Genomic DNA, 23,787 nt, shown 5'->3' with positions numbered 1-23,787 from the left:
TCTGGTTCGTGTGTCATAAGATGGCGGGATGGTGTCCACCGACGAAACGCGCCAGGCCCGCTTCGACGAGCTGATCGACGCGGACGATCGCATCGAGCCTCGTGACTGGATGCCCGACGAGTACCGCAAGACACTCGTCCGTCAGATCGCCCAACACGCCCACTCCGAGATCATCGGCATGCAGCCCGAGGGCAACTGGCTGACCCGAGCCCCCTCGCTGCGCCGCAAGGCGATCCTCACCGCCAAGGTGCAAGACGAGGCCGGCCACGGGCTCTACCTCTACGGCGCGGCCGAGACGCTCGGCACGCCTCGCGAAGAACTGCTCGATCGGCTCCACACCGGTCGCCAGAAGTACTCGTCGATCTTCAACTACCCCACACTCACGTGGGCCGACGTCGGTGCGATCGGTTGGCTCGTCGACGGCGCCGCGATCATGAACCAGGTGCCGCTGTGCCGATGCTCCTACGGGCCGTACGCCCGAGCGATGGTTCGGATCTGCAAGGAGGAGAGCTTCCACCAGCGGCAGGGCTTCCAGATCATGCTCGACCTGGCCAACGGCACGCCCGCCCAGCACGAGATGGCCCAGGCCGCGCTCGATCGGTGGTGGTGGCCGTCGATCATGATGTTCGGGCCGCCCGACGCCGAGTCGGTCCACGGCGATCAGAACATGCGCTGGGGCATCAAGCGGTTCGGCAACGACGAACTCCGCCAGAAGTTCATCGACGCCACCGTGCCGCAGGCCGACCTGCTCGACCTCACCATCCCCGACCCCGAGCTGCGCCTCGACGAATCGACCGGCCACTACGTCCACGGCCCGATCGACTGGGACCACTTCTGGGACGTCGTGAAGGGCAACGGGCCCTGCAACCGCAGCCGGATCGACACCCGCGTCGGCGCCCACGAACGCGGTGCCTGGGTCCGCGAGGCCGCCACCGCCTACGCCGACAAGCAGGCCGCCCGCACCGCGGAGGCAGCAGCGTGATGCGGGGTGCGGGGCGATGACGGGCAGCACGTCGGACTGGCCGCTCTGGGAGGTGTTCGTGCGAGCCAAGCGCGGCGTGAGTCACGTCCACGCCGGCACCGTCCACGCACCGGACGCCGAACTCGCGCTGCAGAACGCACGCGACCTGTTCACCCGGCGATCCGAGGGCGTGAGTCTCTGGGTCGTCAAGTCGAGCGAGATCACCGCCTCCGACCCCGACGATCGCGACGCCTTCTTCGACCCCGCCGCCGACAAGACGTTCCGCCACCCCACCGACTTCGAATTGCCCGACGAAGTCGCGAACATGTGATGACGCTCGTCACCTACGTGCTCCGCCAAGGCGACCGGGCGCTGATCCTCGCCCAGCGCCTCCTCGAGGAGATCACGCACGCACCGGAGATCGAAGAGGACATGGCGCTGTCCAACCTGGCGCTCGACCTCATCGGCCAGGCCCGGGGTCTGTACACCTACGCCGGCGGACTCGAGGGCCCGGCCGACGACGGCCACGTGCGCACCGAAGACCACTACGCGTACTGGCGCGAACAGCACGAGTTCCTCAACCCGCTCCTCGTGGAGCAACCCAACGACGACTTCGCCCACCTGATCGCCCGACAGTTCCTCCACGACGCGATGGCGCTCCCCTACTGGCAGGCGATGACGAACTCGGCCGATGACACGCTCGCCGGGCTCGCCGGCAAGGCGGTCAAGGAGACCGCCTACCACCTGCGCCACAGCCGTGGTTGGGTGGTTCGACTCGGCGACGGCACCGACGAGAGCCACCGCCGCATGCAGGCCGCGATCGACCACCTGTGGCGCTACACCGGCGAACTGTTCGAGCACGACCACGTCGAAGACGAACTGATCGCCGACGGCGTCGCCGCCGACCCGGAATCGGTCCGCGCCGAGTGGCGACGGGTCGTCGACGAGGCGCTGGGCGAGGCCCGACTCGAGGCGCCCGACGACGGCGTCATGCAGACCGGCGGTCGACACGGTCGCCACTCCGAAGGCTTCTCGTACCTGATCGGCGAGTTGCAGGTACTCGCACGGGCCCACCCGGGAGCGTCATGGTGACGACCATCGGGGCGCTCGACGAACTCGTTCGCGACATCGACGACCCCGAACTCCCGCACGTCACGATCGGCGACCTCGGCATCGTCCGCTCGGTCGAGATCGACCGCGAGCGCGGCACCGCCACCGTCGTGCTGACCCCGACCTATACCGGCTGTCCGGCCACCGACCAGATCCGCGACGACGTCACCGCTGCCGTCGTCGCCGCCGGGTTCGAGCCCGACGTGCAATTCGCGATCAGCCCGGCCTGGACCACCGATTGGATCACCGAGCGCGGACGCGAACGGCTGCGGGCTGCCGGCATCACTCCCCCGCCACCGGTCGGTGAACCCGGCGTCACGTTCGTCGATCCGCCGGTCGCCTGCCCCCGATGCGGCTCGCGTCGCACACGGCTGATCTCGCAGTTCGGCGCGACCGCCTGCAAGGCCAGCTACGTCTGCTCGTCGTGCTCCGAGCCGTTCGAACTGTTCAAGGCGCTCTGATGACGGCCCAGCCGACGACCACCGACGTCATCGACGATCTGTTCGCGCCGCTGACGGTCACCTCGGTCGACCACGACACCGACGACAGCGTGATCGTCACGTTCGACCACCGCCCGGTGACCGATCACGACTTCACGTTCGACCACGGGCAGCACCTCACGCTGCGCCGAACGTTCGACGGCGTCGAGATCAGACGCAGTTACTCGATCTGCTCGGCGGCACCGTCGGGCGACCTTCGGGTCGCGATCAAGCGCATCGACGGTGGCGTCTTCTCGACCTGGGCCAACACCGAACTCCGGGCGGGTGACATCGTCGACGTCATGGCTCCGTCCGGTCACTTCGGGCACCGTCTCGAAACCGATGCGGCCCGGCGATACACGTTGCTCGCTGCCGGGAGCGGCATCACCCCGATCTTCTCGATCGCCGCCACCATCCTCGCGAGCGAACCGCGAGCACACGTGACGCTGCTCTACGTGAACCGCACCTCGCAGTCGACGATGCTGCTCGACGAGCTCCACGATCTGCGCGATCGTCATCTCGATCGCTTCGTCGTGCACTTCGCGTTCACCCGCGAAGAGACCGGGGGCGCCCTGCTCACCGGTCGACCCGACCGGGTACGACTCGACGATCTCGTCCGACACGGCTTCCTCCCCGCCGACGTCGATCACGCGTTCCTGTGCGGTCCGATCGAGTTGATCGAGGAAGCCGCGCAGGCGCTCGTCGCTGCAGGACTCGATCAGGGCTCGGTGCATCGGGAGATCTTCACGACCAACCAGATGGGCACGGTCAGTCTCGCCCCGCAGGCGATCACCGAGACCTCCGTCGCCGTCGCCACGGGACGCGCGACCTTGCACGGTCGGGCGACGCAGTTCGATCTCTACGAGGGCGACACCGTGCTCGACGCCGTGCAGCGGGTACGTCCCGATGCTCCGTTCAGTTGCCGGTCCGGCGTGTGCTCCACGTGCCAGGCGGTCGTCCGGGGCGGATCGGTCGAGATGGAGGTCAACTACGGCCTCAGCGACGACGAGGTCGCCCGGGGCTACGTGCTCACGTGCCAGTCCCGGCCGACGACCGACCACGTCGACCTCGACTACGACGCCTGACGCCCGCGACACCGTCCGGCAGCGTCACCGAGCGTCGTCGACGACGAAGCGCCCGTGCAACCAATTGGCGTCGGCCACGATCGAACCGGACGCCGGTTCGGCGACCGCCGCCAGATGGCGTTCGGCGGCGTCGACGCAACCGCCGTACACGAACGCCGCCAGCGCGCGGGCCTTGGCGCCCGCCCACCCGTCGGGCAGCAACGCCTCGGGCAGCAACGGATCGACGAGCACGATCCGCCGGTACGCGGCGATCAGCAACATCCGGAGTTTGGACGCGTCCTCCGGTGTCAGTGCCTCGAACGTCGCACGATCGATGTCGCCGAAGTCGTCGACGAAGGCGTGGTAGTCGGCCGCGACCTCGTCGAGCGGGGCGCATCGCCGGGCCAGTTCCTCCTCGTCGATCGTGCTCGCCCCGTCGAACACCTCGGCACGGCTCACGAGCACGTGGTCGAACTCACCCATCTGTTCGATGATCGCCGCCGTCTCCTCAGGGCTCACGACCGGCGACGCCATCACGTTCGGCCCGACGACGCCGAGACCGGCCCAGGTGAGGCGCTGTCGGAGCCGGGCCCTCGCCGCTGCGGTCGCTTCGGCACCGTCGACGACGACGATCGTCCACCGGCCGTCCCACGGGCGCAGCCTCGAGCCGTAGATGCGAGCGTCGGCCTGCCGGAACAGTTCGACCGCTGACTCGGCGACCCCGTAGAAGCTCCGTCGTCCCACCGACTCCACGTCGAGCAGACCGTCGTTGACCAATCGGGTCAGCGATGTGCGCACCAGGCGCTCGCTCACGCCGAACGGCGCGAGCAGGGCGGTCAACGAGCCGACCGAGAGTCGGACGCCGAGTCCGTGCGGGAGCACCGCGTCGCCGAACAGCGTGACGAGCAGGTTCCGGGCGCTCGGCGCGCCGCTGGAGATGTCGACACCGCGCAGGCGGTCGAGTGCTCCGGTCACGCGTCGTGCACCAGGCAGAACTCGTTGCCCTCCGGGTCAGCCAGAACGATCCACGAGCCACCGCCTTCGTCGATGCGCTCGGAACGCACGCTCGCACCGAGCGCCACCAGGCGTTCGGTCTCGCGCTCCATCTCGTCGCCGATCAGGATGTCGATGTGCAGGCGGTTCTTGGTCGGCGTCTGCGGTTCGTCGACCTGCTGGAAGACCAGCTTCGGCCCGGACTCACCGGCCGGTGGCACCGCCGACCGGAACTGGTTGAACGCTGCGGACGGCACGTACCCCATCGCCGCGACCCAGAAGCCTCGCAGCGCGTCGGGGTCGGCTGCGTCGATCACGATGTCGACCTGTCGAGCGGACATGCGCTCACCGTACCGACACCGGCATGGCCGCCGGAGCACCCGAACGGAGCGCGAACCGCCGCGGTCGGCGGCGTCCGGGTCGCTCGTCAGGACGACTTGATCGCCTGGTACCGGGCGAGCGCTTCCTCGCGTTCGGCCCGGTGGTCGACCATCGGCTCCGGATACTCGGCCGTGCCGACTTCGGTGATCCATCGGGCGGCGTACTCGCCGGTCGGGTCCCAGCGTTCGTACTGCGTGGTCGGGTTGAACACCCGGAAGTAGGGCGACGCGTCCGTGCCGGTGCCGGCCGCCCACTGCCACCCGTGGTTGTTCGACGCGAGGTCGCCGTCGAGCAGATGCTGCATGAAGTGGCGGGCGCCCCACTGCCAGGGCAGGTGGAGGTCCTTCACCAGGAAGCTCGCCACGATCATCCGCACGCGGTTGTGCATCCACCCGATCTCACGGAGTTGCCGCATTCCCGCGTCGACGATCGGGAACCCGGTCCGACCCTCCTGCCAGCGCCGGAACTTCTCCTCGGCCTCGGGCCCGGTGTCGACATCGATCCGGTCGAAGCGGTCGTCGAGATTCTCCCAGGCGGTGTGCGGGCGCTGATACAGCACGTCGGCGTAGAAGTCGCGCCACGCCAGTTCGGTCTGGAACACCCGATGACCCTCGTTGCGGCCGTCGGTCTCCGCCAGCAGTTGCCGGGGGTGCACGACGCCGTACTTGAGGAACGGTGACAGTTCACTGGTGCCACGCAGGGCCGGCAGGTCGCGGCGGTCGGCGTACTCGTCGAGCCCGTCGTCGCGGAAGGTCCGCCAGCGGGCGATCACGTTCGTCTCACTTGCGCTCGGGATCTCGAACGGCACGTCAGGGCGTGGCGGCAACCCGTCGGACGGCGCCTCGACCCAGTCGGGTGCCCGTGGCGCGTCGACGGGGTCGTCCCAACCGTGATCGCGCCACCGCCGCGAGAACGGCGTGAAGACCGAGTACGGGTCGCCGTCGTCCTTCGTGACCTCGCCGGGAGCGACCGCGTACGGCGAACCCACCCCGCACAGCCGCCGACCCGCGGCGCGGAGCGCATCGGCGACGGTTTCGTCGCGCCGACGGCCGTACGGCGAGTAGTCGCGTGAGACGTACACGGTCGAGGCGTCGAATTCATCGGCGATGTCGGGCAGCAGCACCGTGGGGTCGCCGCTGCGGATCACCAGCGCGCCGCCCGTCGCGTCATCGAGCGCTGCGAGGCAGTCGTGGAGCAGGGCACGGCGTGGTGCACCGGCAGCCTCGAATGCCGGGTCGAGCACGAACAGCGGCAGGACCGCCCCGTCGCTCACCGCCGCGCTCAACGCCGGGTGGTCTCGGAGCCGCAGATCTCTCCGGAACCACATGATCGACGTCATGGCACCAGTGTGGCCCCTGCGACTGCTCGGCAAACACCGAGCGCCGGCTCAGGGCCGCTCGCTGGGGCTCGGAGCGATCGTCGTCGACGAGCCCAGCAAGGTCCGCAACACGTCGACCCGCGAGGCGCTCTCACGACGGCCCAGTGCCCACCAGGTGATGCCGAGCACTCCCCCGAACGTGACGAACCCCCCGTAGGCGAGCGACCATTCGAGCCCGACGTAGTCACCGATGAGACCGGTGATCGGGCCGCCGACCGGATACGACCCGAGGAAGGCGACCGCCGTCAGCGCCAGGATGCGGCCGCGCATGTCGGGCGGGCACTCCTGCTGCGTGATCGCGTTCATCGACGTGACGAAGCCGGCGCCGCCGAGCCCCAGTGGCACGGCGAGCAGCAGCGCCAACCACACCGATCCCGACCAGGCCAGACCGACGGCGGCGAGGCTCAGCACGGTCGCATTGGCGACCATCCAGCGGATCGTGACCACCGGCCGACTGGCGGTCAGCAACGAACCGAACAGGCTGCCGATGCTCATCGTGGTCAGCACCCACCCGAACCAGTACTCCGCACCCCACACCTCACGCGACATCCGCGGGAACACGACGTTGTGGTTGAAGCCGAAGGTGGCGATCACCGTGAACGCGACGAACGGGACGAACAGGTTCGGGGATCGGCGAACGAACCGGAGACCGTCTCGGACCGGCGTGCCACCTCGAGCGACACGCGGTGCACGATGGAGTGCGGCCTGGTCGAGGAAGAAGAGGCTGCCGAGGATCGCCACGAACGAGATCGCGTTGATCGAGAACAGCCAGCCGGTACCGAGTGGGCCCACCAGGATCGCGGCGATCGCCGGGCCGAAGATGCGCGAGCCGGTCATCGTCGCCGTGTTCAACGAGATCGCGTTGGCGATGTCCTCCTGCGGCACGAGTTCGGTGACGAACCCGCGGCGCGCCGGATTGTCGAACGCGTTGATCAGGCCGAGCAGGAACGTCAGCACGTAGATGACCCCGATGTTGATCGTGCCGGTGAGGTCGAACACCGCGAGCGCGATCGCCTGTGCGGCGAGGCCACCCTGTGTCCACATCGCCATTCGACGCCGATCGCGTTGGTCGGCGACCGCACCGCCGTACGCGCCGAGGAACAGCATCGGCAGGAACTGCAGCGCGGTCAGGATCCCGATCGCGGTCGTCCGGCCCGTCAGCCGGTCGACGAGGATCGCGACCGCCGTGAACTGCACCCAGGTGCCGATGTTCGAGAGCAGCAGGCCGACGAAGAACAGGCGGGCGTTGCGATGTCGCAGGGAGCGGAAGGTGCCGGCCATGGTGTGCCATCCTGCCCGGAGCGGTGCACGATCGTGCGCTCGAGGTGCCGATCGTGTCGGCTACGCCGGTGCCGGCTGTGCGCCGCGCACCAGACGACCCGGTGTGGCACCCGTCGATTCGCCGGCGGCCATGATCTCGGCGCCGGCGACGAACGTGTACTGGTAGCCGGTGGCCCGCTGGAGCATGCGGCATCCACCGGCGGGGAGATCGTTGACGATGACCGGCGGGTGCAATCGCAGGTGGTCGAAGTCGATGACGTTGATGTCGGCACGGAACCCCGGACGCAAGACGCCTCGGTCGTGCAGGCCCACTGTTTCAGCGGTCATACGGCACTGCTTGGCGATCAGCGTCTCGACCGGGATGCGACCGGTCGGACGATCCCGCCCCCACCACTCAGGATCGCATGCTCCATCGAGTCGTACCGGGCTGACAGCGCACCTGCGGCGGCATGGGAGAATGTGACCATGGGATACAACTCCGCTCCGGACGGGTGGTGGCAGGACTTCGTCGAGGCCCTGCCGGCCCGCACCGCCAAGCTCGCCGTCACCCGACTCGACGGCAGCCCGCACGTCGCCCCGGTCTGGGTCGATCTCGACCGCGGCGCCGGACCGGACGGCGAGGACCAAGTGGTGTTCATGACCAGCGCCGAGACCGTCAAGGGCAAGTCGCTGCTCCGCGACGGTCGCGTCGCGATCTGCTTCGACGACGAGCGACCGCCGTTCTCGTTCGTCACGATCGCCGGCACCACGACCACGTCCACCGACCCCGATGAGCTGCTCACGTGGGGCACCCGCATCGGCGGCCGCTACATGGGCGCCGACGTCGCCGAGGAGTTCGGCAAGCGCAACGCCGTGCCGCCCGAGATGGTCGTTCGGGTGACCCCGACCCGGGTCACGGCCAAGGTCGACGTGGCCGACTGATGGACGGAGGTCCGGACGACGGCAATCAGGACATCCCGCCGACCGACGCGATGACGAGCGAGCCGCCGGTGTTCGGAGTCGGCACCGCTCTCCCGATGCTGGCGCTCGTCGCCGAACTGTGGTGAGCGGGTGGACCTGCCCCGACTGCGATCGGCAGTTCGGCCGCCACCGCCAGACGCACGACTGTGCGCCTGGGCTTTCGCTCGACGAGTACTTCGCCACGGGTCCGCCGCACGAACGCCCGATCTTCGACGCGGTCACACGGCACCTCGAGTCGGTCGGGCCGGTGCATCTCGACGTCGTGTCGGTGGGCATCTTCCTGAAGAACCCTCGCAAGTTCGCCGAACTCCGCCCCAAGGATCGGTGGGTGGCGCTCGCGTTCACGCTCGGACGACGAGCGAGCCATCCCACCATCACCCGCAAGGTCGTCGAGTACGGCGGCGCGTTCTGGCACGTCGCGAACCTCCGCTCGCCCGACGAACTCGATGGTGCGCTGTGCGACCTGCTGACCGAGGCGTACGAACTGGCCGCGAGCTGACCGAGGTTGCGTCGATCGCCGCGTCGATCGCCGCGTCAGTCGTCGAGCAGTTCCATCGCGGCGAGTCGGCGTCGCGACGCCAGCGCCCGGAACCGCTCGGCACCGGCATCATCGCCCATGAGTTCTGCCGTTTCCGCGAACGAGTCGTACCGGTCAGCGCTGGCGACCAACTGGTCGATGCGTTCGCTCCGGTCGGTCATGGCGACGTTCCTATCGCCGATCCGGCCCGAATAGGTTGTAATGTTGTAAGCACCACGCGAGGATGGTGTCATGTCCGACGCCTCCTCCATCGCTTCATGGTTCACCGGCCGACTCCCCGACGAGTGGACCGCCGCAGGCGATCCCGCGATCGTCGTCGACCGCGAGGAGATCACCGTCACGGTGACGATCGTCGCTCCGGAGGTCGGCGACGACGCCTCACCCGTCGACCGGGCCGAGGCCGTCGCCGGGCGCATCGCTGCGTTCCGGGAAGACACCCGCGACCGACGCATGGCGATCGCCCGCGAGGCCGAGCACCGCTTCGAACGCAAGGTCGCCTGGGCGGTGCGCGTCGGCGACGAGGTCGCGGTGTTCAGCCACCTGGCCGCACCGGCGATGACACGGCTGCGGCAACCCGAGCGCATGGTGCTCGACACACTCGTCGACGCCAACATCGCCCGGTCGCGCTCCGACGCGTTGGCATGGTGTGTCCGGCTGGTCGGCCGGAACACCGACGAGTGGCTCGCCGACCTGCGTGCCGCCATGCGGTCGGTCGACGACGTGCGCGCCCGGGGACCCGAGGCCGACTGAACGTCAGCGGATCGTCGACGCGGTCACCTGCGGGGCGCCGCGCCCGAGGAAGAAGATGCCCGGATATCCCGACGTCTCGAACCCGAGGCTCGGGTTGCCGTCGAGCGTCGACCGGTCGATGCGGAGTTCGCCGGTGCGGTTGTTCGACACGAAGAAGATCGCACCGCCGCCCTCGTTCGCGACGTTGTCGCGCATCAGCACGCCGCCGACGTCGAGGGTGAACAGGTTGCCGTCGAGCGCGATCGCCCCACCGTTGCCGCCACCTGGCGTACCGGGTCGAGCCGGGTTCGCCCCCACACCGGTCGCGCGGTTGCGCTCGAACTGGCTGTTGTAGATCCGCCACGACACCCCGATGCTCGACACCGCCGGCCCGTTCGAGCACTCGTTGTCGCGGAACGAACTGCGCGCGATCACGACGGGGAGCCCCTCGTACTGGCTGAGCACGCGCAGCGCGGCACCCCCGAGGTCGGGGCCGGTCGGGTCGCACCGGTTGCCCTCGAACACGCTGTCGAACACCTGGAAACGTCCACCGCGCACGAAGATCGCTCCCCCGCCGCCGCCTTCGGTCGTGTCGCCCGTGCTGTCGCCGCGTACGAACGTCAGGCCCTGCACCGCGAGTCGGGGGTGGTCCTGGTTCTGGCAGTGCGGGGTGGTCCAGATCTGGGCCGGATCGCACGTGTTCATGTAGAGGATCCGCCGTTGGCCGGCGCCGTCGAGCGTGACCAGCCCACCCCCGTCGAGCACGACGACCGACGACGTGTTCACGACCTTCGCCGTCTGCGTCATCGTGATCGTCACCGGATCGGGGCCGCAGTCGAACGTGATCACACCGCCGGCGGCCACCGCGGCGACCACGGCTGCCGACGTGCAGCTGGAGGGCGTCCCGTTCCCCACGACGCGGTCGGGCTCCGACGTGTCGACCGGGCCGACATCACCGGGGAGCGGCACGCTCGACACCGGCGGGAGGAGCCGCTCTGCCTGCTCACCGACCGTCGCCGCCACGTCGATGCGGGTGATCGCCGCCGTCGCCACCCCGCCGACCACCGCGAGCGCCGCCGTCAGCGCGATGGCCACTCGGCGTCGTCCCATCACGCCAGTATCGACGGTCGACCGCCCCCGTTCGTGTCACCCTTCCCGACCCCGCCGTACTCGGCCGCCCCGGCCCGGCTTTGCTACGGTCCTCGCGTACCCCTTCGACCTCCCACGGAGCCCCCACATGTCTGAACTGATCGCCCCGCTGCCGCGCCCCGTCCGACCCCTCCTGGCCGACATCGTTCCGGCCCTGCGCGACCGCACGTTGCTCCTTGTCGTGAGCGGCGCGCTGCTCATGGCGGCTGCTTCGCAGATTCGGATCCCGCTGGGGTTCACCCCCGTCCCGATCAACCTGGCGACGTTCGGCGCCGTGCTGCTCGGTGGGGCACTGGGCGCTCGACGGGGCGTCGCCTCCACCGGCCTGTTCGTCGTCGCCGGCGCCGTCGGACTGCCGTTCTTCGCCGACTGGAACGGCGGCTGGTCGTACTTCACCGGCGCCACCGGCGGCTACCTCGTCTGCTACCCCCTGATGGCCGCCATGGTGGGCTTCGCCGCCGACCGAGGCCGCGACCGCGAGGTCGTCCCCTTCGTCACGGCGGTGCTGCTCGCCAACGTCGTGCTGTACACGGTCGGAGCGATGTGGCTCGCCCACGTGATCGGCGTGCCGATGTTCGGCGGGGAGAGCAGCGCCTGGGCGCTGGGCGTCCGTCCGTTCCTCGCCGGTGACCTCGTCAAGATGATCGCCGCCGGACTGCTGTTCCCCGCCGTCTGGCGCTTCATCGAAGAGCGCTGAGGACGACGCCCGACGGCTCGCGGCGGCTCAGTCGTCGAGTTTGAGGGCGTTGATGAACACGTCGCCGGGCACTTCGACCCGCCCGATCGACTTCATCTTCTTCTTGCCCTCTTTCTGCTTCTCGAGCAGCTTGCGCTTGCGGCTGATGTCGCCGCCGTAACACTTGGCCGTCACGTCCTTGCGGCGCGCCTTGACCGTTTCGCGCGAGATCACCTTGCCGCCGATCGCGGCCTGGATCGGCACGTCGAACATCTGGCGGGGTATCAGTTCCTTGAGCTTCTCGCACAGCCGGCGTCCGTACGCCTCGGCGAACTCACGGTGCACGATGGTGGCGAATGCGTCGGCCGGAATGCCGTTGAGCAGGATGTCGACCTTGACGAGGTTCGCCCGCTGATAGCCGGCGAGTTCGTAGTCGAGGCTGGCGTACCCCTGGCTGCGCGACTTGAGCTGATCGAAGAAGTCGACGACGACCTCGGCGAGGGGGACCTCGTAGTTGAGCTCGACCCGTTCGGGCGACAGGTACTCCATCCGCTTCATCTCGCCGCGGCGGCTCTGGCAGAGGTCCATCAGCGCGCCGGTGTACTCCTTGGGCGTGATGATCGAGACCTTGAAGATCGGCTCTTCGATGATGTCGATCTTCTGCACCACGGGCAGATCGGCCGGGTTCGACACCACCGTGACGTCGCCGGTGGTCTGCGTGACGCGGTACTCGACGGACGGCGCCGTTGCGATCAGGGCCAGCCCGAACTCGCGCTCGAGCCGCTCCTTGACGATCTCCATGTGGAGGAGGCCGAGGAATCCGCACCGGAAACCGAAACCGAGTGCGCCCGAGGATTCGGGCGAGTACGTGATCGATGCGTCGTTGAGCTTGAGCTTGCCGAGCGAGTCACGCAGGTTCTCGAAGTCGTCGCCGTCGATCGGGAACAGGCCGGAGAAGACCATCGGCTTCGGGTCCTGGTAGCCGGGCAGCGCCTCGGCGGACCCCTTCGAGGCCGTGGTGACGGTCTCGCCGGAGCGGGCGTCGCCGACGTCTTTGATGCCCGCGATCAGGTAGCCGACCTCGCCGGGACCCAGCGCCTTCAGCGGCGTCGGAACCGGCTGGCGGGCACCGATCTCGAGCGCCTCGTGATCGGCGGCGGCCTGGAGGAAGTGGAGGCGAGCACCCGACTCCATGACACCGTTCATCACCCGGACCGACGACACGACGCCGCGGTACTGATCGAACTGCGAGTCGAAGATCAACGCCTGGAGCGGTGCATCGGCGTCACCGGTGGGCGCCGGGATGCGTTCGGCGATCGCGTCGAGCAACTCGGGCACGCCGTCGCCGGTCTTGGCCGAGATCTTGAGGATGTCCTCGGCAGGGATGCCGAGCACGTTCTCGATCTCCATCGCGTACCGGTCGGGATCGGCGGCCGGCAGGTCGATCTTGTTGAGGCAGGCGACGATCTCGAGATCGCTCTCGAGCGCCAGATAGCAGTTGGCGAGGGTCTGCGCCTCGATGCCCTGCGCGGCGTCGACCACGAGCACGACGCCCTCACACGCGGCGAGCGATCGGCTGACCTCGTAGCCGAAGTCGACGTGCCCCGGTGTGTCGATCAGGTGGAACACGTGGTCGTTCCAGTTGACCCGGACGTTCTGCGCCTTGATCGTGATGCCGCGCTCGCGCTCGAGGTCCATGGAGTCGAGGTACTGCGCCTTCATGTCGCGCGTCTGTACCGCTCCGGTGATCTCGAGGATCCGGTCGGACAGCGTCGACTTGCCGTGATCGATGTGCGCGATGATCGAGAAGTTGCGGATCTTGGAGAGGTCCATGGCGGACGCCCAGGCTATCGCCGCCGCCGGTCGGCCTGTCGGGCCTCGGCCTCTCGCTCAGCCTCGCGTTGCAGCACATTCTTGGGCGATCTCGATGTCACCAACCTGAGATCTCCCGTCAAGGATCCAATCCTTGACATGTAGTGCGATCTCGCAGTAATATACTGCGAGATCGCATTATTAAGGGAGCCCACCACAATGAAGTCATCAACCCAGATCACCACTGGCACGCCGTTCGTCGCTCGATTCGCCTCGTGGAAGCTGTGGATCGCGAGCGCGGTGATCTTCGTCCCGTTCGCCTGGATGTTCTTCGCGTCGTCAGCACCGTTCTCGATTCCCGAAGTCGAGGCCGCGTGTGGCCAGGCTCCACCCGACATGCGCTTCTTCACCTCTGCTGACGGCGTGACGCGGTTCCTCGACGACTGCGGGACAAACGGGCGCGACACCTACCGGAACATGCAACTGGCCGACATCTTCTACCCGGCCATCATCGGCGTCTTCCTGACCTCCTCGCTGAGCCTCGCCATCAAACGGCTCTCGTCGCGGCCCGGTCGGACTCTCTGGCTCGCCGCTCTCCCACTCGCGGCGATGGCATTCGACTACCTCGAGAACATCCTCGCCTGGCTGGCACTGACCAGCTACCCGGACCCGAACGCCACGACCCACCTGCTCGGTGTGGCGTCGGCAGCAAAGACCACCACCTCGTGGGCCGCAGGCCTCCTGCTCCTCGCCGCCGTGGCAGCGATCGTCGTGCAGGCAGCCACGGCCCGACTGTCCGGAGCGAACACCGACACCTCTGTCGCATCCGACCCTGCCGACCAACGTGAACTCGTCGGCTCGGGATCATGAGCAAGACCGGCGACAACGGGCGTACGGCCAAGCGCCCGATCGGTCATGGACCGAGCAACGTGCTCTTCGAGGCCTGGCTCGTCTCTCGCCGTTCACCAACTCATCGACACCGCAATCGAGGAGTCCGGTCTCGACGCCGACGAGTTCGCGATCTACTCCGTGTTGGCGACGAGCGAAGGGCTGACACCGTCGGACCTCGCGCACTGGATGGCAGCAGCGCCCACGACCGTGTCGAGCTACGTCAAGCGTTTCGAACGGCGCGGCCACATCACCCGCACTCCCAACGCCGACGACGGACGGTCGTACCGACTCGAACTCAGTGCTGCAGGACGCGCCGCCCACCGACACGCCGGCGAACTCTTCGCACCCGTCCTCACCCAAACCGACGAGAGACTCGGTGCTCACGCACAGACAGTCCGCGAACAGCTCCTCGAGCTCCTGCGCGCCGTCGACGCCATCCGAGACGAGCACAGATAGCCACGGCCGAGAGTCTCTGCCCGAGCTCGCACGAGAGGTAGAAGATCATTCTCATCTCGTGGGTGTCGGCGTCTTGAACCGTTAGGGGCAGGACGTTGATGTCGATCGTTCCATTGCGGCATCGTCTCACCTGCAACGCCACTGCCTGAAGAGTCGTCAAGCAGCTCACCCGCGGCCCCGCGCACATTCTCGGACGGGTGGCCGATCGCGTACGTGCCGTACTGAGCGCGCAGAAGGGGTTGTCGCTCCGGGATTATCGACCGGTGCCGGCGGTGGTTGTTTCGGTGGGACTGGACGACTGCGGTTCGTTGTCTTTGTCGACTGGTCCGTAGCGGTCTTGCCAGGTGTCGTAGTCGACCCAGGTGATGTCTTCGCTCACCGTCTGGAGTTGGTGGGCGAGGTCGCCGACACCGGTCAGCACTGCCCAGTCGCCGTTCGGGGTTCGCCACGCAAGGCCAGCGACGTCGACGTCGCTGACGCCTTCGTGAGGTGGGTTGAGGAAGGCTCGCTCGGTGCCGATCTGGACGATGGTCCAATCCGAACCGGACATCATCAGTGTTGGCCAGACGTGCAGTGTCACGCTCGAACCGTCTTCGGTCGTGGCGGACAGGTTGGGGCCTGTCGCTCGGTCGAATCCGGCGGGCTCGTCGAGCAGTTCCCAGTCCGGTGGCAGGTTGGCTAACGGATTCTGTAGCTCGATCGAGCGACGATGATCGTTGGAGATCACGGGCGTCAGTACGTCGATAAGAAGGTCAGCGACCGGATTATCGTTCATCGTGATCCGGAAACCGCCGACGTTCCACTCGAGGATCTCGGTGTCGGGGATCGGCTCGGGGCTGTCCACGGCGTAGCGGGTGACGGCCTTGCCCGAGACCGTTTCCTCCGAACGTACTGCGCCGGTCATGGGCGACTGAGGGGTGTCGACCGTCGCGATGGTGAGGTGCACGATGTCGGAGACGCGATTGTCTGCAACTCGGCCGAGCGTGGCGTACAGGACTGGTGGGTCGTACACCTCGGACGTCCACTCGCCGGCGGTGACCGTGGCGTCCACTGATGCGGCGCCGCCAAACAATGGGTAGCTCGGCGGAGCCGCAGGGACCGAGGACGGACCCGGTCGGTTCACCGACGGTGGTTCGTGGTCGTTGCCTCGCACCGCGGCTGCCGACACGAGGCCAGCGACCCCAACGATTGCGACTGCCGCTGCCGCCCACCACAGTCCCGTGCGTGGTGCGTCTGGTTCGAGACTGTACGTTCGTGCACCCACTGATCGTTCGAGACCCGGTCGGGCACCCAGCCCGAGCGACCGAGTCTGCGCGTCGAACAAGGTGCGCAGGTCTTCGTCCAGGTTCGTCGTCATGACAACTCCTTGTGTAGGCGGGACAGCGCTCGCGAGGCGAGCGACTTGACGGTTCCGGGTCGACAGCCCAACGCATCAGCGATCTCTCGTTCGCTGAGCTGCAGGTAGTAGCGCAGAACGATGACGGCACGCTGACGAAACTGGAGCGATGCGACCGCATCAGCCAAGTGATCGAACTCTGGACGTGCGGGTTCGGGTATCCCGACGAGTAGGAGCTTTCGTCGGGCCGTGCCCGCTGAGCGGTGGTACAGCATCGCCGCGTTCGTGACGCAGCGATACAGGTAGCCGGCCGGTTCGTCGAGACTCGACCAGCGGTCCATCACTGCAACGAACGCGTCCTGGGCGATCTCCTCGGCCACCGAGCTGTCCTGGGTCAGCAACGCCGCAAGCCGAACGCTCCGTGTCCAGGCATCCTCGTAGAAGAGGTCGAATGACCGCTCACCATCTGGCGCCGCTGCTGGACTTCTGTCAGGTTCCACTCGCTCCATCAGAAGAACGATGCCCCAGAGGCCGAGTCGGTTCCATCAAATCCACGTGTGCCCACGCCATCACCTCATGACCGCCCGGCCCCCGTCGAGAAGCGCATGTCGACACAGCGCGTGACCGACGGCGCCAGCTCAGGAACCGGCAGCTCGAGCGGTACGGCACCGGCGGGCGCGGGCCACGTTCGGTGATCGTGATACCGAGCGCCCCGCCGGGCAGAAGCGCTTCAATGCACGTGGCGCGACGCTCGAGGTGTGCCGTTGGGCCGAGCGGTGGGGTATGTGCGGTCGCCCGGGCCGTGTCAGCCTCTCACGATGCTGGCATCGCAGGCTCGTGACAGCTGCGAGACTGTGGGAACCGATGAGCGTCGCTGAGCGTCTGAACCACATGCCTCGGGTCGTCACGATCGTCGCCCTCACCATGCTCGCCGCTTGCGGTCATACGGCCGACCGGACTACCGATGCTGGCCCGACCGCAGCGAGCCCTGCAGCCACCGAAACTGCGTCAACGTCTGAGCCGGACGCGCCCCCGTCCGCATCACCGGGGGCGTCTGAACCCACCACGGGGCCCTTGTCCGAGCCGCCGACGTCGTCGCCGGGCGGCGACGGTACGCCCGTATCGCGCGAGGCTGCGCTGGTCGCGTGCTCCGACGTGCCGTACGTGACGACCGACGTGCTCGGCGATCTCGCTGGCTCCTCCAACCCGGACGAGATCTTCATGGGAGTCGTCCGCACGTACGGCAACGAGCACCGCGACGTGTTCGGGGCCATCTTGATCGACCGCGACGCCGGCGGCACCATCGTCTTGGCGGTGACGGACGACCCGGCTCCACACCGCGCCGCGCTCGCCGAACGACGTCCCCGCCCGACTGACGACGTCGGCGTCGACCCGCGACCTGCGATCGAGGACGATCGGCCGATCGGCGAATGGGGCGTCGCATTCGACGTCGTGCAGGTGGACTTCACCGAAGACGACCTGCTCGCCGCACAGGAAGCGTTGACGCCGCTCCTCCAGGATCCGGACCTGCCGGTGGACGGTTCGTCGGGTGGAGGGCTCCGGATCCGGGTCGAACTCCACGCCTCGAGGCCGGTCACCCCGGACGAGCAGCGCGCCATCGCGGCCGCCGTCGCCGAGCGCGTGGCAGTCGAAATGGCGTGCCTCGACGCGACCGTGGTCGACGATCTGCCGCCCGCGATCGAACCCGGCTCGACGCTCGACGTGATCGACTTGCCGGGCGCCGACGGCACCTATCCGCCCGACACCGCCGTCGAATGCGCCGGCATACGGTTCACGCTCGGCGCGATCCAGCCGCTGCGCCCGCTCGCCGACTTCCCCGAGCTCCAGGACACGATCGACGAGGCGTCGGGTTCCGACGACTTCACCTACGTCCCCGACCAACTCGAGTGGTGGCTGCTCGATCTGACCGACGAGTGGGCGACCGTCATCTCGCCGAACGGGTCGAGCTTCACGCTGGTGCCGCTCGAGCTCACCCGGGCCGGATGGGCGGTGTCGGGGTTGTCCGGCGCGAGCGACTGCGATGTCCGCCGTGTCCTGCCGCCCGGCTTGAACAGTGTCGAGTGGGAGCTCAACCCCGATCGCCCGGCGCCGACGCCTGACAGCACCGCGCTGCACCTGCTCGTCACCGAGTTCGGGTGTGCCGGCGGCCGTGAGATGGGCGACCAGCTCCTCGGCCCGCAGGTGGTCGAGACGGACGACGCCGTGCGAGTCGCGTTCGCCGTGATCCCGCCCGAGGGCAGCACACAGCCGTGTCCCGGCAACCCGCCCTCCGCGGTGACGATCGAGCTCGGCGCGCCGCTCGGCGATCGCGAGATCCGCGACGGGCTGGCGATCGGCCCATTCGAAGAGCTCGTCCGCTACGGCTGACGCGAGCCGCTGCATGCGCGCACGTTCGACGCCAGCCATGGTCGTGGTCATCAGCACGCCGGTCATGCGCGTGCCGGCGCCCGTAGTGACGGCCATCGCTGCCAGCTACAGCCGCTCAGGAACCGGCATTCTGCTCGTCGGGGTCAGCGCACGACGCGCACTCGATAAACCAGGCATCGGTGCTCCGACCGCGCAACGCGGCCGCATCAGACGAGCACGCACCGCAGATCGGCCCTTATGCCGGTGATGTTGTCAAGTGGGTCTGGTAGAGCTGGTCGACTTTGTCGGCGGCGGCGAAGTATTCGTCGGCGACGGTGCGGTCTGCGATGCGGGCGTAGACGAGGGTCATGCGCATCGATCGGTGCCCCAACATCGCGGACACAGCTTCGAGGCTCATGCCGTTGTTGATCGACTGCGTCGCGAGCGTGTGACGCAATTGGTGGGGATGGACGTGGCCGATCCCGGCGATCCGGGCGCAGGCTTTCACGACGCGACGAACGACGTCGACGGACAGTGGCCTGCCCTTGTTCGAGATGAGCTGGCCGGTGTCGTTCGGGCCGTTCCAGGCCAGCCAGTCCCGGTGCAACTCGATCAGCGAGGGATGCAGCGGGACGTAGCGATCGGTGTGGAGTTTGCCGACCGGCACCCGCAGCCAGTTCGTCTCGTTCATCTTCACGATGGCGTCGTCGGTGAGCTCACAGAACTCGGTGACGCGCAGTCCGGTGCGGGCCAGCATCTCGACGATGAGTCGTCGTTGTGGATCAAGTCGGACTGCGGCGGCCATGAACTTGGCGGCCTGGTCGTCGTCGAGGAACTTCGGAAGCGGCTCGTCCATCTTGGGAAGGTCGGTCCACATGATCGGGTTCCTCGTCGGTGTGTCGGGATGGTCCCATTCGATGAGCCGCTCGATGACAACGCGCAGCATCGACAACCGAAGATTGATCGTCGACTTCTTGAGCGGCTGGCCGTGCTGGTTCTCACGGGTGGCGAGCCAGAGCTTGTAGTGCTCGATGTGTCGACGGTTGACCTGTCGCAGCGACACGACGGCGGGGTCGTGGTCGATGATCCAGCTGGCGAACAATCGCAAGGCGACATCGACCGAGTTGATCGTGCCCGGTCGAGCGGTCACCGAAATCTGATCCATGTAGCTGCGGGCAGTCGCAGCGAGGACCGGAGCGTGTGCGCCGATGCGTGCCCAGCGCTCGTCGACGGGCTCGTGTTCGATCGCGAGCATGGTCATGACGCCACGACCTGGCGGCCGAGTGCAGCCTGGGCATCAACGGCTTGAGCTGCACGTATGTACTCGCCGGCGAGCCAATCGTTGGCGAGGTGCAGGTAGATCTGCGTTGCTGAGATCGAGCGGTGACCGGCTTGGGCTTGGAGTGCTTCGAGTGCCATGCCGGCCTCGCGGAGCCGGGTGAAACAGGTGTGGCGCAGCTCGTGACACGTCGCATGCTCGAGCCCGGCACGCGTGCGCGCACCCAACATGATCTCATCGAGCCCCTTCGCCGTGAGCGGGCGGCCACGGTTGGGTCCTTTCAACACGACGAACACGAACGGCGTCTCCGCGTCCGCCGGTCGCTCGTTGTCCAGATAGCGGCGGAGCGTGTCGAAGAAGCGCGGCGAGATCGGCACGATGCGTTGATGGCCGCCCTTGCCGTCAGCGATGAACAAGCGGCGTTCACCCCAACGAATGTCCTGGAGTCGCAGGCCGAGCACTTCGCAACGCCGCAGACCGGCGAGCAGCATCGCGTCGATCATCGCCCGATCCCGCTCCTTCCGGAGCGCTCCGACCAACTTGTTCACGTCGTCGTGATCGAGGATCTGTGGCAGGTGTCGGATCGGTCGGACCAGTGGGATCACACGTCGGTCGCGGGTCACGGGGGCACGCACTGGCATGCCGCGCTGCACCGGGTTGTGGTCGAGTTCTCCGAGTGCGACGAGGTGCGCATAGAACCCCGCGAGCGTCGACAGGCGACGTCGGATCGTCGACAACGCCAACCCGTCGGACTGGTCCATCGGGACCACCGTCGCATGGGCCGAACCGGTCCGCTGCACGCGGATGAACTCGAGCACGTGACGGCGTCGGACGTCGAGCGGGTCGACGTCGATGACGGTGAAGAACACCTTCAAGTCGTAGACAACCGCCAACGTCGAGTTCGGTCGAAGCCGCGCATGCACCGACTCGAGATAGTCGTCGACGAGCCGGTGGCCGAGGGTCGGGGCGACGCGCGAACCCGGGTCAGGAAGCGTCAGCTTCGGAAACGAAATGGGCTTCATGTGATCCTCCGATCACGCCCGCTGCACCATCGTCACCGACGGAACAAGCAGGCGGGTGGATCACCGACATATCTACCCAAGCGCAGCGCCAGATACTTGCAAGGCCGCGACGACTTCAGCCCGTCCTGGATCCTGCGAGATGCGCGCTCGCGAACGGCACGGTTTGTGATGTCGAGGTCACACCTCACAGCGGCCGGGTCGGGAGTCGACCTCGACGCTTCTGCGTCGCTCCGTCGGGGCCGAACTCACCGCGAAAGACCTCGATTTCCGGGAGGTTTTCCTTGTGTCTCGAACACATGTTCGACTATGATGGGTTTCACCGACTTCCCCTTCTTTCACCTCATCGAAAGGAGGAACCCATGCCACCGAACGATCAGACGAGATCGATCGACCGGGCACTCAGCACGGTGCGCGACACCGACCCCGACGTTCTCGACAGCGACGAGCTGGCGGGTTACCTGGAGGCCGTCGCCACGGTCCGTTCGTGGTGCGACGCACGCCAGGTGCGAGCCACCCGGCGCCAGCGGCAGCTGGCCGCCGAGGGCCGGGCTTCGCAACCCGAGCACGCGCTGTCCGACCACGGCCGGCAGTCGTCGAAAGATGCCAAGGCAGCCGCCGACCGCGAGGAGGTGTGCACCTCGATGCCGTCGTTCGAAGACGCGCTCGACGGCGGCACGGTGACCGCCGGTCACGTCGACGCGATCGCCAACGCGACCCGCAACCTCGACGACGTCGAGCGAGCCGAGTTCGTCGGCGAGGCCGAGTCACTGCTCGCCGAAGCTCGCGAGCAGGGCGTCGACCGGTTCGGCAAAGGGTGTCGCGATCTCGCCAGGAGCATCCGGGCGCGGCACAACGCCCAGGCCGCCGAAGACGAACTCGAGCGCCAGCGGGCGCAGTCGAAGGTGACCCGCTGGACCGACGCCACCACCGGGATGTGCAAGACCCTGATCGAGTGCGACCCGGTCACCGACCGAGCCATCTGGTCCGCCATCCAGTCGGCCCGAGGGCGGCTACGCCGTCGGTCGCAGCAGACCGCCGGCCCCACGCCCACCTGGGACCGACTCACCGTCGACGCCGTCGTCGAGGCGGTGACCGACGGGCAGGGCACCAACGGCCGACTCGTCGTCCACGTCGACCTCGCCAACCTGACCGACTCGGCCGGTTCGCTCTGCGAGACCGACTCCGGAATGCCGGTCCCGATCGAGACGATGCGGCGCCTCGCCTGCGAGGCCGACATCATCCCGGTCGTGCTCGATGGTGCCGGCGTCGCCCTCGACGAGGGTCGGTCGAAACGGCTGGCGACACCCGAGCAGCGGACCGCCATCGAAGCCATGCACGCGACGTGTGTCTTCCCGGGGTGCAACGTCGGCATCGACGACTGCCGCATCCATCACACCACCCCGTGGCAGCACGGCGGCAACACCGACCTCGACGACCTCAACCTCTGTTAATCTCACCTAGGTGACGACGCCCACCGCCGCAGCCCTGTACGCCCGCATCTCGTCGGACCAGGAGGGCACCGCAGCCGGCGTGAAACGGCAGTTGGCTGACTGCCACGCGGTGGCCGAGCGCGAGGGCTGGAAGGTCGCGGAGGAATACGTCGACAACGACATCTCGGCCTACTCCGGCAAACGACGACCGGCGTATGAGCGGATGCTGGAAGATCTGCGCGACGGGGTGCGTGATGCCGTGATCGTGTATCACCAGGATCGGTTGACCAGGAACCAGATGGAGTTGGAGCAGTTCGTTGAGCTGCTTCGCGACGCCGGCGTCCGTGATGTGCGCTTTGCTCAGGGTGTAGCTGTAGACGTGACGGACGGCGACGGGCTGGTCATGTTGCGGATCATGGGGGCGATCGCAGCGAACGAGTCGGCGACGAAGAGCCGTCGGATTCAACGCAAGATGGTCGAGGTCGCAGCCGAGGGTCGTCCTCATGGCGGATCACGACGACCGTTCGGGTTCGACGAGGATCGAGTCACGCATCGCCCCGACGAGGCCGATGTGGTCCGGACGCTGGTGGCCCGGTTCCTCGCTGGCGAGAGTCTGCGGTCGTTGGCGGTGTGGCTGGACGATCAGGGAATTACGACCGTGTATGGCAAACCGTGGCGCACGACGACGATTCGCGACATGATCGCCAACCCACGAATGGCGGGTCTGCGCGCCCACAATGGGACCGTTGTCGGAACAGCGGTGTGGGAGCCGATCATCACCGAGGTCGAGCATGCGAAGGTGTTGGCGATGATCGAGCAGAAACGCACCAGCGGGCGACGTGCCCCGAGGTCGTATCTGCTCACTGGCATGTTGCGCTGTGGCAAGTGTGGTCACACGCTTTTTTCGTCGCGACGTGCGAACAGCCGCCGCTACGTGTGCCTGGCGGGGCCGGACCATCGTGGTTGTGGCCGACTCACAGTCGTGGCCGACCCCGTCGAACAGTTGGTGGCCGACGCGGTGTTGTATCGGCTCGACACCCCGGAGATGGCTGATGTGATCGCCGGGCGAGCAGCACAGGACGAACACACCGCAGCACTTGCCGAGTCAGTCGCCCAGGACCGCGAGCAACTCGACGAACTGGCAGAGCTCTACGCGACGAAACAAATCAACGCCCGCGAGTGGATGGCAGCACGGAACCCGATCGAAGCCCGGATGCAAGACGGCGAACGTCGTTTGGCTCGAGCAACCCGCAACGACGCCGTGGCCGGATTCGTCGGCGACGGTGATGCTCTACGCGCTCAGTGGGTCGATCTCAACCTCACCCGGCAACACGCCATCGTCAAAGCCGTCCTGGACCACGCTGTGATCGCTGGCACCGACAAACGAAGTCCCGTCTTCGATCCGAACAGGGTCGGTCTGGTCTGGCGGGTCTGACGGTCGGCGTCCGCGTGACGCTGGCGCGTCACCACGGACCGCCCGACCCGACAGCAACAA

At 67.5% G+C, this 23,787-nt stretch carries 27 protein-coding genes; 15 read left to right on the top strand and 12 right to left on the bottom strand.

The features are described from left to right. Window positions 1-28 precede the first annotated feature (28 nt). Genes paaA through R8G01_00515 form a run of 5 tightly spaced genes read left to right on the top strand, consistent with a single transcriptional unit; the run spans window position 29 to window position 3,635 of the window. A complete protein-coding gene (gene paaA, locus R8G01_00535) occupies window positions 29-982 on the top strand; it encodes a 1,2-phenylacetyl-CoA epoxidase subunit PaaA (GenBank protein ID MDW3212455.1) in 954 nt (317 codons plus the stop codon). Between the two features lie 16 nt (window positions 983-998). Continuing rightward, window positions 999-1,292, top strand: a complete 294-nt coding sequence (gene paaB / locus R8G01_00530) for a 1,2-phenylacetyl-CoA epoxidase subunit PaaB (GenBank protein MDW3212454.1) — start codon at window positions 999-1,001, stop codon at window positions 1,290-1,292. Continuing rightward, the gene (paaC, locus tag R8G01_00525) at window positions 1,292-2,053 is read left to right on the top strand and encodes a 1,2-phenylacetyl-CoA epoxidase subunit PaaC (protein ID MDW3212453.1); all 762 of its coding nucleotides are present in this window, start codon (window positions 1,292-1,294) and stop codon (window positions 2,051-2,053) included. The genes paaB and paaC overlap by 1 nt, the downstream gene beginning before the upstream one ends. Next, complete coding sequence (gene paaD / locus R8G01_00520; GenBank protein ID MDW3212452.1) at window positions 2,047-2,532, top strand: 1,2-phenylacetyl-CoA epoxidase subunit PaaD; 486 nt, start codon at window positions 2,047-2,049, stop codon at window positions 2,530-2,532. Before paaC ends, paaD begins: the two co-directional genes overlap by 7 nt. Next, complete coding sequence (locus R8G01_00515) at window positions 2,532-3,635, top strand: 2Fe-2S iron-sulfur cluster-binding protein (protein MDW3212451.1); 1,104 nt, start codon at window positions 2,532-2,534, stop codon at window positions 3,633-3,635. The genes paaD and R8G01_00515 overlap by 1 nt, the downstream gene beginning before the upstream one ends. A gap of 24 nt (window positions 3,636-3,659) precedes the next feature. Here R8G01_00515 and R8G01_00510 read toward each other — a convergent pair whose 3' ends face one another. From R8G01_00510 to R8G01_00490, 5 genes are all read right to left on the bottom strand, one after another. Then, window positions 3,660-4,589, bottom strand: a complete 930-nt coding sequence (locus tag R8G01_00510) for a PaaX family transcriptional regulator C-terminal domain-containing protein (GenBank protein ID MDW3212450.1) — start codon at window positions 4,587-4,589, stop codon at window positions 3,660-3,662. Continuing rightward, window positions 4,586-4,948 carry a VOC family protein gene (locus R8G01_00505; protein ID MDW3212449.1) on the bottom strand — a complete coding sequence of 121 codons (363 nt, stop codon included), beginning with the start codon at window positions 4,946-4,948 and terminating at the stop codon, window positions 4,586-4,588. The genes R8G01_00510 and R8G01_00505 overlap by 4 nt, the downstream gene beginning before the upstream one ends. Window positions 4,949-5,034: 86 nt before the next feature. Continuing rightward, window positions 5,035-6,327, bottom strand: a complete 1,293-nt coding sequence (locus R8G01_00500; GenBank protein MDW3212448.1) for a deoxyribodipyrimidine photo-lyase — start codon at window positions 6,325-6,327, stop codon at window positions 5,035-5,037. Window positions 6,328-6,375: 48 nt separating this feature from the next. Further along, the gene (locus tag R8G01_00495; GenBank protein ID MDW3212447.1) at window positions 6,376-7,647 is read right to left on the bottom strand and encodes an MFS transporter; all 1,272 of its coding nucleotides are present in this window, start codon (window positions 7,645-7,647) and stop codon (window positions 6,376-6,378) included. A gap of 60 nt (window positions 7,648-7,707) precedes the next feature. After that, window positions 7,708-8,217: an amidohydrolase family protein gene (locus R8G01_00490; GenBank protein ID MDW3212446.1), complete on the bottom strand. Its 510-nt coding sequence runs from the start codon at window positions 8,215-8,217 to the stop codon at window positions 7,708-7,710. Here R8G01_00490 and R8G01_00485 point away from each other — a divergent pair. The 3 genes from R8G01_00485 to R8G01_00475 are packed head-to-tail and all read left to right on the top strand — an operon-like array spanning window position 8,113 to window position 9,106. After that, a complete protein-coding gene (locus R8G01_00485; protein ID MDW3212445.1) occupies window positions 8,113-8,568 on the top strand; it encodes a PPOX class F420-dependent oxidoreductase in 456 nt (151 codons plus the stop codon). The two genes, R8G01_00490 and R8G01_00485, sit on opposite strands and share 105 nt — an antisense overlap. After that, window positions 8,568-8,693, top strand: coding sequence for a hypothetical protein (locus R8G01_00480; GenBank protein ID MDW3212444.1), 126 nt, complete (start codon window positions 8,568-8,570; stop codon window positions 8,691-8,693). The genes R8G01_00485 and R8G01_00480 overlap by 1 nt, the downstream gene beginning before the upstream one ends. Further along, a complete protein-coding gene (locus R8G01_00475; GenBank protein ID MDW3212443.1) occupies window positions 8,690-9,106 on the top strand; it encodes a DUF5655 domain-containing protein in 417 nt (138 codons plus the stop codon). The genes R8G01_00480 and R8G01_00475 overlap by 4 nt, the downstream gene beginning before the upstream one ends. Window positions 9,107-9,141: 35 nt before the next feature. On the opposite strand, the gene R8G01_00470 is transcribed toward R8G01_00475, so the two are convergent. Next, entirely contained in the window at window positions 9,142-9,306 is a 165-nt protein-coding gene (locus R8G01_00470) for a hypothetical protein (protein ID MDW3212442.1), read from the bottom strand. A 70-nt stretch (window positions 9,307-9,376) separates the two neighbouring features. Here R8G01_00470 and R8G01_00465 point away from each other — a divergent pair, with 70 nt between their 5' ends. Then, on the top strand, window positions 9,377-9,895 hold the full coding sequence (locus R8G01_00465; GenBank protein MDW3212441.1) for a hypothetical protein: 519 nt from the start codon (window positions 9,377-9,379) through the stop codon (window positions 9,893-9,895). Between the two features lie 3 nt (window positions 9,896-9,898). On the opposite strand, the gene R8G01_00460 is transcribed toward R8G01_00465, so the two are convergent. After that, entirely contained in the window at window positions 9,899-10,984 is a 1,086-nt protein-coding gene (locus R8G01_00460; GenBank protein MDW3212440.1) for a hypothetical protein, read from the bottom strand. Between the two features lie 127 nt (window positions 10,985-11,111). Here R8G01_00460 and R8G01_00455 point away from each other — a divergent pair, with 127 nt between their 5' ends. Then, window positions 11,112-11,720, top strand: coding sequence for a biotin transporter BioY (locus tag R8G01_00455; GenBank protein ID MDW3212439.1), 609 nt, complete (start codon window positions 11,112-11,114; stop codon window positions 11,718-11,720). Window positions 11,721-11,747: 27 nt separating this feature from the next. On the opposite strand, the gene lepA is transcribed toward R8G01_00455, so the two are convergent. Further along, a complete protein-coding gene (lepA, locus tag R8G01_00450) occupies window positions 11,748-13,532 on the bottom strand; it encodes a translation elongation factor 4 (protein MDW3212438.1) in 1,785 nt (594 codons plus the stop codon). A 198-nt stretch (window positions 13,533-13,730) separates the two neighbouring features. On the opposite strand from lepA, the gene R8G01_00445 reads away from it, so the two are divergent. Continuing rightward, window positions 13,731-14,381, top strand: a complete 651-nt coding sequence (locus R8G01_00445; protein ID MDW3212437.1) for a hypothetical protein — start codon at window positions 13,731-13,733, stop codon at window positions 14,379-14,381. Window positions 14,382-14,426: 45 nt separating this feature from the next. Then, window positions 14,427-14,858: a MarR family winged helix-turn-helix transcriptional regulator gene (locus R8G01_00440; GenBank protein ID MDW3212436.1), complete on the top strand. Its 432-nt coding sequence runs from the start codon at window positions 14,427-14,429 to the stop codon at window positions 14,856-14,858. A 253-nt stretch (window positions 14,859-15,111) separates the two neighbouring features. On the opposite strand, the gene R8G01_00435 is transcribed toward R8G01_00440, so the two are convergent. Continuing rightward, window positions 15,112-15,870: a hypothetical protein gene (locus R8G01_00435; protein ID MDW3212435.1), complete on the bottom strand. Its 759-nt coding sequence runs from the start codon at window positions 15,868-15,870 to the stop codon at window positions 15,112-15,114. A gap of 341 nt (window positions 15,871-16,211) precedes the next feature. Next, window positions 16,212-16,703, bottom strand: coding sequence for a sigma-70 family RNA polymerase sigma factor (locus tag R8G01_00430; protein ID MDW3212434.1), 492 nt, complete (start codon window positions 16,701-16,703; stop codon window positions 16,212-16,214). A 565-nt stretch (window positions 16,704-17,268) separates the two neighbouring features. On the opposite strand from R8G01_00430, the gene R8G01_00425 reads away from it, so the two are divergent. Then, complete coding sequence (locus R8G01_00425) at window positions 17,269-18,582, top strand: hypothetical protein (protein MDW3212433.1); 1,314 nt, start codon at window positions 17,269-17,271, stop codon at window positions 18,580-18,582. Between the two features lie 235 nt (window positions 18,583-18,817). Here the strand turns inward: R8G01_00425 and R8G01_00420 are convergent, their stop codons facing one another. Further along, on the bottom strand, window positions 18,818-19,822 hold the full coding sequence (locus tag R8G01_00420; GenBank protein MDW3212432.1) for a tyrosine-type recombinase/integrase: 1,005 nt from the start codon (window positions 19,820-19,822) through the stop codon (window positions 18,818-18,820). Beyond that, window positions 19,819-20,862: a tyrosine-type recombinase/integrase gene (locus R8G01_00415; protein ID MDW3212431.1), complete on the bottom strand. Its 1,044-nt coding sequence runs from the start codon at window positions 20,860-20,862 to the stop codon at window positions 19,819-19,821. The genes R8G01_00420 and R8G01_00415 overlap by 4 nt, the downstream gene beginning before the upstream one ends. 359 nt (window positions 20,863-21,221) lie before the next feature. Between R8G01_00415 and R8G01_00410 the strand changes: the two genes are divergently transcribed. Both R8G01_00410 and R8G01_00405 read left to right on the top strand, forming a co-directional pair. Further along, window positions 21,222-22,313, top strand: a complete 1,092-nt coding sequence (locus R8G01_00410; protein MDW3212430.1) for a DUF222 domain-containing protein — start codon at window positions 21,222-21,224, stop codon at window positions 22,311-22,313. Between the two features lie 10 nt (window positions 22,314-22,323). Further along, window positions 22,324-23,727: a recombinase family protein gene (locus tag R8G01_00405; GenBank protein ID MDW3212429.1), complete on the top strand. Its 1,404-nt coding sequence runs from the start codon at window positions 22,324-22,326 to the stop codon at window positions 23,725-23,727. The last annotated feature ends 60 nt before the right edge of the window (window positions 23,728-23,787 follow it).

The organism is Ilumatobacteraceae bacterium (assembly GCA_033344875.1).
Lineage (GTDB): Bacteria > Actinomycetota > Acidimicrobiia > Acidimicrobiales > Ilumatobacteraceae > Ilumatobacter.
This window is presented reverse-complemented; position numbering and strand designations above follow the sequence as displayed.

Excerpts from the sequence above, each read along its gene's own strand:
- paaA (MDW3212455.1), top strand. The coding sequence starts at position 29 with ATGGTGTCCACCGACGAAACGCGCCAGGCCCGCTTCGACGAGCTGATC.
- paaB (MDW3212454.1), top strand. The coding sequence starts at position 999 with ATGACGGGCAGCACGTCGGACTGGCCGCTCTGGGAGGTGTTCGTGCGA.
- paaC (MDW3212453.1), top strand. The coding sequence starts at position 1,292 with ATGACGCTCGTCACCTACGTGCTCCGCCAAGGCGACCGGGCGCTGATC.
- paaD (MDW3212452.1), top strand. The coding sequence starts at position 2,047 with ATGGTGACGACCATCGGGGCGCTCGACGAACTCGTTCGCGACATCGAC.
- R8G01_00515 (MDW3212451.1), top strand. The coding sequence starts at position 2,532 with ATGACGGCCCAGCCGACGACCACCGACGTCATCGACGATCTGTTCGCG.
- R8G01_00505 (MDW3212449.1), bottom strand. The coding sequence starts at position 4,948 with ATGTCCGCTCGACAGGTCGACATCGTGATCGACGCAGCCGACCCCGAC.
- R8G01_00500 (MDW3212448.1), bottom strand. The coding sequence starts at position 6,327 with ATGACGTCGATCATGTGGTTCCGGAGAGATCTGCGGCTCCGAGACCAC.
- R8G01_00495 (MDW3212447.1), bottom strand. The coding sequence starts at position 7,647 with ATGGCCGGCACCTTCCGCTCCCTGCGACATCGCAACGCCCGCCTGTTC.
- R8G01_00485 (MDW3212445.1), top strand. The coding sequence starts at position 8,113 with ATGGGATACAACTCCGCTCCGGACGGGTGGTGGCAGGACTTCGTCGAG.
- R8G01_00480 (MDW3212444.1), top strand. The coding sequence starts at position 8,568 with ATGGACGGAGGTCCGGACGACGGCAATCAGGACATCCCGCCGACCGAC.
- R8G01_00470 (MDW3212442.1), bottom strand. The coding sequence starts at position 9,306 with ATGACCGACCGGAGCGAACGCATCGACCAGTTGGTCGCCAGCGCTGAC.
- R8G01_00465 (MDW3212441.1), top strand. The coding sequence starts at position 9,377 with ATGTCCGACGCCTCCTCCATCGCTTCATGGTTCACCGGCCGACTCCCC.
- R8G01_00460 (MDW3212440.1), bottom strand. The coding sequence starts at position 10,984 with ATGGGACGACGCCGAGTGGCCATCGCGCTGACGGCGGCGCTCGCGGTG.
- R8G01_00455 (MDW3212439.1), top strand. The coding sequence starts at position 11,112 with ATGTCTGAACTGATCGCCCCGCTGCCGCGCCCCGTCCGACCCCTCCTG.
- lepA (MDW3212438.1), bottom strand. The coding sequence starts at position 13,532 with ATGGACCTCTCCAAGATCCGCAACTTCTCGATCATCGCGCACATCGAT.
- R8G01_00445 (MDW3212437.1), top strand. The coding sequence starts at position 13,731 with ATGAAGTCATCAACCCAGATCACCACTGGCACGCCGTTCGTCGCTCGA.
- R8G01_00440 (MDW3212436.1), top strand. The coding sequence starts at position 14,427 with ATGGACCGAGCAACGTGCTCTTCGAGGCCTGGCTCGTCTCTCGCCGTT.
- R8G01_00430 (MDW3212434.1), bottom strand. The coding sequence starts at position 16,703 with ATGGAGCGAGTGGAACCTGACAGAAGTCCAGCAGCGGCGCCAGATGGT.
- R8G01_00420 (MDW3212432.1), bottom strand. The coding sequence starts at position 19,822 with ATGACCATGCTCGCGATCGAACACGAGCCCGTCGACGAGCGCTGGGCA.
- R8G01_00415 (MDW3212431.1), bottom strand. The coding sequence starts at position 20,862 with ATGAAGCCCATTTCGTTTCCGAAGCTGACGCTTCCTGACCCGGGTTCG.
- R8G01_00410 (MDW3212430.1), top strand. The coding sequence starts at position 21,222 with ATGCCACCGAACGATCAGACGAGATCGATCGACCGGGCACTCAGCACG.